Origin of the sequence: uncultured Dysosmobacter sp. (assembly GCF_947631165.1) — a bacterium.
GTDB lineage: Bacteria > Bacillota > Clostridia > Oscillospirales > Oscillospiraceae > Oscillibacter.
This window is the reverse complement of sequence record NZ_CANRKH010000074.1, coordinates 1-7,089: the sequence shown is the minus strand read 5'-3', so window position 1 is coordinate 7,089 and position 7,089 is coordinate 1. Positions and strand designations below refer to the sequence as shown.

6 protein-coding genes, 1 pseudogene and 1 riboswitch are annotated in these 7,089 nt (G+C 60.7%); of the genes and pseudogenes, 5 read left to right on the top strand and 2 right to left on the bottom strand.

Annotation, left to right across the window (positions count from 1 at the left end):
* The first annotated feature begins 164 nt into the window (after window positions 1–164).
* A complete protein-coding gene (locus Q0Z69_RS16255) occupies window positions 165–1,301 on the top strand; it encodes a pyridoxal phosphate-dependent aminotransferase (protein ID WP_298035451.1) in 1,137 nt (378 codons plus the stop codon).
* A 65-nt stretch (window positions 1,302–1,366) separates the two neighbouring features.
* Here the strand turns inward: Q0Z69_RS16255 and Q0Z69_RS16250 are convergent, their stop codons facing one another.
* Window positions 1,367–2,473 carry a M20 family metallopeptidase gene (locus tag Q0Z69_RS16250; protein WP_298035450.1) on the bottom strand — a complete coding sequence of 369 codons (1,107 nt, stop codon included), beginning with the start codon at window positions 2,471–2,473 and terminating at the stop codon, window positions 1,367–1,369.
* A 115-nt stretch (window positions 2,474–2,588) separates the two neighbouring features.
* A riboswitch (Lysine riboswitch) is annotated at window positions 2,589–2,756 on the top strand.
* An 86-nt stretch (window positions 2,757–2,842) separates the two neighbouring features.
* On the opposite strand from Q0Z69_RS16250, the gene dapA reads away from it, so the two are divergent.
* The 4 genes from dapA to Q0Z69_RS16230 all read left to right on the top strand — a co-directional run bounded on the left by dapA (window position 2,843) and on the right by Q0Z69_RS16230 (window position 6,667).
* A complete protein-coding gene (dapA, locus tag Q0Z69_RS16245; RefSeq protein WP_298035449.1) occupies window positions 2,843–3,730 on the top strand; it encodes a 4-hydroxy-tetrahydrodipicolinate synthase in 888 nt (295 codons plus the stop codon).
* Window positions 3,727–4,449, top strand: coding sequence for a 4-hydroxy-tetrahydrodipicolinate reductase (gene dapB, locus Q0Z69_RS16240; RefSeq protein ID WP_298035448.1), 723 nt, complete (start codon window positions 3,727–3,729; stop codon window positions 4,447–4,449). Before dapA ends, dapB begins: the two co-directional genes overlap by 4 nt.
* A 138-nt stretch (window positions 4,450–4,587) precedes the next feature.
* Complete coding sequence (gene dapD, locus Q0Z69_RS16235; RefSeq protein ID WP_298035447.1) at window positions 4,588–5,283, top strand: 2,3,4,5-tetrahydropyridine-2,6-dicarboxylate N-acetyltransferase; 696 nt, start codon at window positions 4,588–4,590, stop codon at window positions 5,281–5,283.
* A gap of 433 nt (window positions 5,284–5,716) precedes the next feature.
* The gene (locus tag Q0Z69_RS16230) at window positions 5,717–6,667 is read left to right on the top strand and encodes a ComEC/Rec2 family competence protein (protein WP_298035446.1); all 951 of its coding nucleotides are present in this window, start codon (window positions 5,717–5,719) and stop codon (window positions 6,665–6,667) included.
* A 66-nt stretch (window positions 6,668–6,733) separates the two neighbouring features.
* Here the strand turns inward: Q0Z69_RS16230 and Q0Z69_RS16225 are convergent.
* Window positions 6,734–7,089: pseudogene (locus Q0Z69_RS16225) on the bottom strand (inositol 2-dehydrogenase); the annotation flags it as partial.

The window sequence follows — 7,089 nt, the reverse complement described above, 5'->3', positions numbered from 1 at the left end:
ACAACTTCCCTATGAGGCCTCTCCGTTGGCTTTCTCCTCTTGACTTCGCTGTCCAATATGTTTGACAATCCTACAGCAGGCTGTCCATTTTTTGTGGGAACGCCGTTGACATCTTTTGGGGAGGCGGGTATACTGGTCATATCTGTAAAAGGAGCGTGAGAGACATGGATCTGACATTGAACAACGCGGTGCTAGGAGAGCAGCTCTCTGGTATCAGGCGTTTTACCTTTTTGGTGCGGGACACCCCCGGCGCCTGCGCGCTGACCATCGGCGAACCGGACCAGAACACCCCCGATGCCCTGAAGGAGGCCGCTAAGGCCGCCCTGGACGCCAACGATACCCACTATCCCCCCGGCAATGGCTACCCCTATATGCTGGAGGCCATCTCCAAGTTTGAGGAACGGGTCCATGGCCTGCGTTACGATCCGGAGGAGATCATTCTCACCATCGGCGCCACCGAGGGCCTATTTATCGGCCTCTCCACCGTCCTGAACCCCGGCGACGAGGTCATCATCCCCACGCCGGCTTTCAGCCTGTATGAGTCCATCACGCGGCTGTGCCGGGGCGTGCCGGTGAATATGCCCACGGAGAAGAACCGCTTCCAGATCGACCCGGAGCAGCTGAAGGCGGCCATCACGCCCAGGACCAAGGCCATCATCCTGACTTCCCCCAACAATCCCTCCGGCTGCATCTACACCCGGGAGACCCTGGACGCCGTTCACGAGATCCTGAAGGACAAGCCCATCTTCGTTTTGTGTGACGACGTGTACCGCACTCTGACCTATACCAGCGACTATCACAGCTTCGCGGAGTATCAGGACATGCGGGACCGCATCATCGTCATCAACAGCTTTTCCAAGCCCTACGCCATGACCGGCTGGCGGCTGGGCTGGTGCATGGCCAACGCGCCCATTCGGGACCGGATGCAGATCTTCCACCAGTACGCAGTGGTGTCCGCTCCCGCCTTCGTGCAGCCCGCCTGTGTGGCCGCCCTGGAGAGCGATACCAGCGGCATCGTGGAGATTTTCCGCAAGCGCCGGGATTATGTATATCAGCGGCTAATGGACATGGGCCTGGAGGTGGAAAAGCCGGAGGGCGCCTTCTACATGTTCATCAACATCGAGAAATTCGGCATGGATTCCCTGACCTTCTGCGAGAAAATGCTGAAGGAGGGGCTGGTGGGCCTGATCCCCGGCTGCTATTTCGCCTGTGAGGGCTACATGCGGCTGAGCTACTGCTATTCCGACGAGGACCTGAAAGAGGGCCTGGATCGGGTGGAGCGGTTCATCAAAACGCTGTGAGTTACGGCCTGGATCCTATCAAAAGAGCGCTGTGCCAGCGGCACAGCGCTCTTTTTCGATGCGGTTCAATCCAAATACAGCAATTTTTTCAAAAATTCCACGCCCTTTGGCAGCACGGCTTCATCGTCAAAACAGAATTCCGGCGCGTGCAGCTCTGCCGTGTTTCCCACGCCCAGAAAACAGAACAGGCCGGGGACCTGCCGCTGGTAGCAGGAGAAGTCCTCCGCCGCCAGCACCGGAGACTCCAGCGGGGCGGGGGCGTCCTGGCCAAGTGCGGAGCAGACGGCCTCATACAGGCCCTCATGGTTCCACACTGCTGGGTAGCCCTCATTGAGATACACCTCTACGCCGCAGCCGGTCTCCGCCGCCAGGGCATCTCCGATGGCGGCAAACTGAGCGCGGCAGCGGCGGTAGGTCTCCTCCTGATAAGTCCGCAGGCTGCCCTCTAGAACGGTTTTTCCGCTGACGGCGTTGCGGACCGTGCCGGAGGTCATTTTCCCGAACAGAAACGCTCGAGGCTCTTCCGGCGGCAGAGCGTTCACCATAGCGTAGGCCCGGCGGAGGTACTCGGCCCCCGCCGCCAGGGCGTCCCGGCCTTCGCTGGCCCGGGAGAGGTGGACGCTTTTGCCCGTTACCGTCACAGTGACCTCGTTGGCCCGGGCCATCAGGGGGCCGGGGCGGGAGAATATCCGGCCGGCCTCCAGACCGGGCCACAGGTGCAGGCCGAAGATACGCGTCACACAGCACCGTGCCAGAATGCCGGTATCGCACAGGCGCTGGGCGCCGCCGGTGGTCTCCTCGGCAGGCTGGAAGAGGAACAATACGTTCCGAGGCAGTTCTGCGAGATGGGCGGATACGTATTCCGCCAGGGACAGGGCCATGGCGGTGTGGCCGTCATGACCGCAGGCGTGCATGACGCCAGGATTCCGGGAGGCATAGGGCAGGCCGGTGGCCTCCGTCACCGGCAGGGCGTCCATGTCCGCCCGAAAGGCTGCGGTCTCCGGCTTTCCGGCGTCAAAAAAGGCACAGACGCTGCCGGGAATGGGAAAGGACAGGCGGCAGGGCAGAAGAGCTAATACAGATGTGACATATTCTAGAGTCTCCGGCAGCTGGTCGTCCAGCTCGGGGATCTGGTGCAGAGCGCGGTGGTGGGCGGCAGCAGATGTGGACATGGCAGGGACCTCCTGTGGCTTCCTTTGCTCCAATATAGCACGTCTTTGAAAAATCGAACAGGGGATTTTAAAAATTTCTCTTGCAACTGGACAGAGTTGGTGGTATGATGACAAAAAATGAGATAGAGGCGCGGAGGCGATGGACCCACGGGAGCCGGCAGGCTGTGAGCGTGGCGAGGGCAAATCCGCCGAACTTTCCACCCGGGCGCGGGGGGAGGGTGGGGCCGCGGGAAACACCCGTGGGACTGTCCACGGCGAAAGCTGTGGGTGCGCTATCTGCCAGGTGTGCCGCGTGGGTGCGGCTGTCGTTCGGTAGAGGCGTGCCTCTACCGTTTTTCATTTTACATCTGGAAAATGGAGGGCACAATCATGAAATTTGAAAACATCAAGGGATCTATCGTGGCGATGATCACGCCGTTTCACGAGGATGGCAGCGTCAATTTTGAGGTGCTGACCGAGCTGCTGGAGCGCCAGATCGCCGGAGGCACCGATGCGATCCTGACCCTGGGCACCACCGGCGAATACTCTACCATGAGCCACGAGGAGGACGCCTCCGTGGTGGCTCACACTATCAAGGTGGTGAATGGGCGGGTCCCGGTCATCGTGGGCAGCGGTTCCAACTGCACTGCGACCCAGTTGGAGAAGAGCGTCGAGTACCAGGACATGGGCGCGGACGCCCTGCTGCTCATCTCCCCTTACTATAACAAGGCCAATCCCGAGGGCATGTACCGCCACTTTGCCGAGACGGCGGACGCGGTCCACATTCCCTGTATCCTCTACAATGTTCCCGGCCGCACCGGCTGCTCCATCCCCGTGGGCGTGGTGGAGAAGCTGAGCAGGCATCCCAACATCGTGGGCATCAAGGAGGCCAGCGGCGACATGAGCTATGCCATGAAGATCGCCCACTGCATCGGACCGGACTTCGCGCTGTACTCCGGCAACGACGACATCACCATTCCCCTGATGAGCATCGGCGGCAGCGGCGTCATCTCTGTATACGCCAACGTGATGCCCGCCATGTGCCATCAGATCGTGGCGGACTATCTGGGCGGGAACCCGGCCCGGGCCGTGGAAAACCACCTGAAGTATCTGAAGCTGATGAACGACCTCTTTATCGAGGTGAACCCCATTCCCGTCAAGAGCGCCATGAATATGATGGGACTGAACGTCGGCCCCATGCGGCTGCCTCTGTGTGAGATGAGTCAGGAGCACCAGGCCGTCCTGCGCTTCAGCCTGAAGGAGGCTGGGCTGCTGTGAAGCTGCTGTTGATCGGCCGGGGCAAGATGGGCAAACTGATCCAAGAGACTGCCCAGGCCGCCGGGGACCAGGTGGTGGCCGCCTTTGGCCATGGGGATCTGGAGCGGTTGGCAAAGTTGGGCAGAGTGGCCGACGTGGTGGTGGACTTCTCCCGGCCGGAGGCCCTGCCGGAGATCTGCGCCTATGTCCGCCGCACCGGCACGCCGCTGCTGTCCGGCACCACCGGCTATTCCCCCGCGGAGCTGGCCCAGCTGAAAGCCCTGGGAACTGCCGCCCCGGTGCTGTGGAGCGCCAACTTCTCTCTGGGCGTGGCGGTGCTGGCCCGGGCGCTGCGGGTCGTGTCCGACGTGCTGAAGCCGGATTTTGACATTGAGATCACCGAGACCCACCATAACCAGAAGGCGGACGCCCCCAGCGGCACCGCCAAGCTGCTGCTGGAGGCCATCGACCCCGATCACGCCCTGACTCCGGTCTATGGCCGGGAGGGAAACTGCGGAAGGCGGAACAAGCAGGAGATCGGCGTTCACGCCCTCCGGGGCGGCACTGTGGCCGGGACCCATCAGGTCCATTTCTTTGGCCCCGACGAGGAGCTGGAGCTGACCCATCGGGCCGCCAGCCGCCAGATCTTTGTCAACGGCGCCCTGCACATGGCCCGCCTGCTGCCGGGGAAGCCCAACGGCGTTTATGATCTGCAAACCATCCTGTTCGGAGCAGAATAAAAGCCGCCTTTTGTAAGGCGGCGGGCTGCAGGGGCGGTGCAGAGCCTGCGACTGGCCGGCGGCAGCGAAGCGCTTCGCCGGAATATCGTCAAGCAAGGACCGGCGTCCCAACCCATCAAACAATGAGGAGAACGTGCTATGAATGCCCAAGAGATCATCGACTATATCGCAAATTCCGAGAAAAAGACTCCGGTGAAATTGTACGTCAACACCACTGGCCCGGTGGATTTTGGTTCCGCCAGGGTTTTTGGCAGCGGAAACAGCTTCACTGTTTTCGGCGACTGGGGAGAGCTGGCCCCGATTCTGGAGACCAATGCCGGGAAAATCACGGATCTGGTGGTAGAAAATGACCGCCGGAACTCCGGCGTGCCCCTGCTGGACCTGAAGGGCGTGAAGGCCCGCGTTGAGCCCGGCGCCATTATCCGGGAGAAGGTGGAGATCGGTGAGGGTGCCGTCATCATGATGGGCGCCGTCATCAACATCGGCGCTGTCATCGGCGAAGGCACCATGATCGATATGGGCACCATCCTGGGGGGCCGCGCCACCGTGGGCAACCACTGCCACATCGGTGCCGGCGCGGTGCTGGCAGGCGTGGTGGAGCCTGCATCCGCCACGCCTGTCATCGTGGAGGACGGCGTTTTGATCGGCGCCAACGCGGTGGTCATCGAGGGGGTCCACATCGGTAAAAACGCCGTGGTAGCCGCGGGGGCGGTGGTCATTGAGGACGTTCCGGAAAACGCCGTGGTGGCCGGCAGCCCAGCCCGCGTCATCAAGATGAAGGACGCCAAGACGGAGAGCAAGACCGCCCTGGTGGATGTGCTGCGGAAGCTGTAAAAGGGAACAGGGGCTATCCGCAGCATAGAAGGAAAGGAAGAAAGAGGGACCGGACGGTCCCTCTTTCTTATTAGAGCAGCCCACGGCCAGAGCAGGGGGCGAGGCTGTTTTGATATAGTCAATCAACTTGAAAAATAACAAAGCTATTTTTCAGGCGGACGATGCCCGCCGCGCACAAAGTGCGCGGTGATTGACTATGAAATCCAAATCATGGCCGCTTTCGCGGCCTGTCACAGCGCGTTGGCGCTGTGACACTTGAGAAGCGGTTTTATCACTTTTCAAGTTATTTGATTATAGATGTGCTGGAGAAAGTGCTTCTTTTGTCAGGGCTGCCAAAATTTAGGACAAAAATTTGTTGAGGCGGAGAGACGGTTTTAGTTGTAAGACGCAACGAACTGTGGTATCGTAAATACCAACAGAAGGGGGGATGTGGATGCTGATTTTGGATTTCATCAACGTTGGCAACGGGGATTCTGCCCTGATCCGGGAAGTGGAGGACGGAACGCAGACATTTGCCATGCTGGTGGACTGCGGACATGACAATTTGATCCGGGATGATCACTCCGCCGAACTGGACCCACGCTCCCGGCGCATCTACGCTGGGGAATTTTTGAAAAAGCAGGGCGTTTCCCATTTGGATATGCTGCTGCTGACCCACTTCCATCGGGACCATGTCGGCGGCCTGGGCCGGGTATTGGACGCAGTGACGGTGGACAAGCTGGTCTGCACCTATATCCCTCCGGCGGACAGCGGCGACCTGGAGCCGGACGGCGACAACGGTTTGCCCCGGGCGGCCCGAAACGTGCTGCGGTGCGCCAATATGTATGCCGCGATGCTGCGGGAACATCCGGGTCGGATCAAAGAGCTGGTGGAGCTGCCGGGGGACCGACAGGAGTTTTACCAGCTGACTGCGGACCTCTCCATGGATGTCATCTGCGGGGAACCGGCGCTGTACTCCCGGCAGAAGGCGGTCTATGACGGGGCCTTTCGGGGCGAACGGGACCGGTACAGTTTGATGCAGTGGGGCAAGTGCATGAACATCTCCAGCCTGCGCCAGCGGCTGCATTACCACGGAAAGGAGATCGTCCTGGGCGGCGACGCCTACGCTGTGGTGTGGAACAACGACATGCTGGCCCCCTGCGATATTTTGAAGGTGCCCCACCACGCCTCCCTGTCCTCCACGACCCGCAAGCTGCTGGAGGGGCTACGGCCCAAAACGGCGGTGGTCAGCGTGGCCGCCCGGCGGCCCGACGAGCGGCCACACCCCTACATCATCTCCCTTATCCGGGAGTATGCGGAGGACCTGTACTTCACGGACGCTGTGGATATTCCCGGTCTGGTGGAGCCAATGTTCCACGAGTCGGTACATATTGAAATAGAATAATACTATTTTATACAAAACAGCACCCGGTCGATGGACCGGGTGCTGTTGTTTGTGTAAAGGGGGAAATTACTTGTACATCTCCGGCTTTTCCATGGTCTCTACCTTCAGGAACTGAGAGGTGCCGCGGGAGGCGTTCAGGGCGTCGCCGGCGACGCAGGCCACATAGCCGTCCCAGGCGGAGGGGCCGGTGAGCTTGCCGGCGTGGACGGACTCCACCCACTTGCAGAACTCAATGTCGTAGGCCTCAATGAAACGCTCTTTCCAGTCGGTCATGATGGGCATGGATTCGGCGGGATTCACGCTGTCCCAGCCCTGGGGACGGGAGCGGCGGACCACAGCGTAGGGATCGGGCAGCTTCACGGTGCCGTTCTCGCAGACCACCTCGCACTGGATGTCGTAGCCGTAGCCGTCGGCCACCTGGA

Coding starts and splice junctions, on each gene's coding strand:
- Q0Z69_RS16255 (WP_298035451.1), top strand. CDS start 165: ATGGATCTGACATTGAACAACGCGGTGCTAGGAGAGCAGCTCTCTGGT.
- Q0Z69_RS16250 (WP_298035450.1), bottom strand. CDS start 2,473: ATGTCCACATCTGCTGCCGCCCACCACCGCGCTCTGCACCAGATCCCC.
- dapA (WP_298035449.1), top strand. CDS start 2,843: ATGAAATTTGAAAACATCAAGGGATCTATCGTGGCGATGATCACGCCG.
- dapD (WP_298035447.1), top strand. CDS start 4,588: ATGAATGCCCAAGAGATCATCGACTATATCGCAAATTCCGAGAAAAAG.
- Q0Z69_RS16230 (WP_298035446.1), top strand. CDS start 5,717: ATGCTGATTTTGGATTTCATCAACGTTGGCAACGGGGATTCTGCCCTG.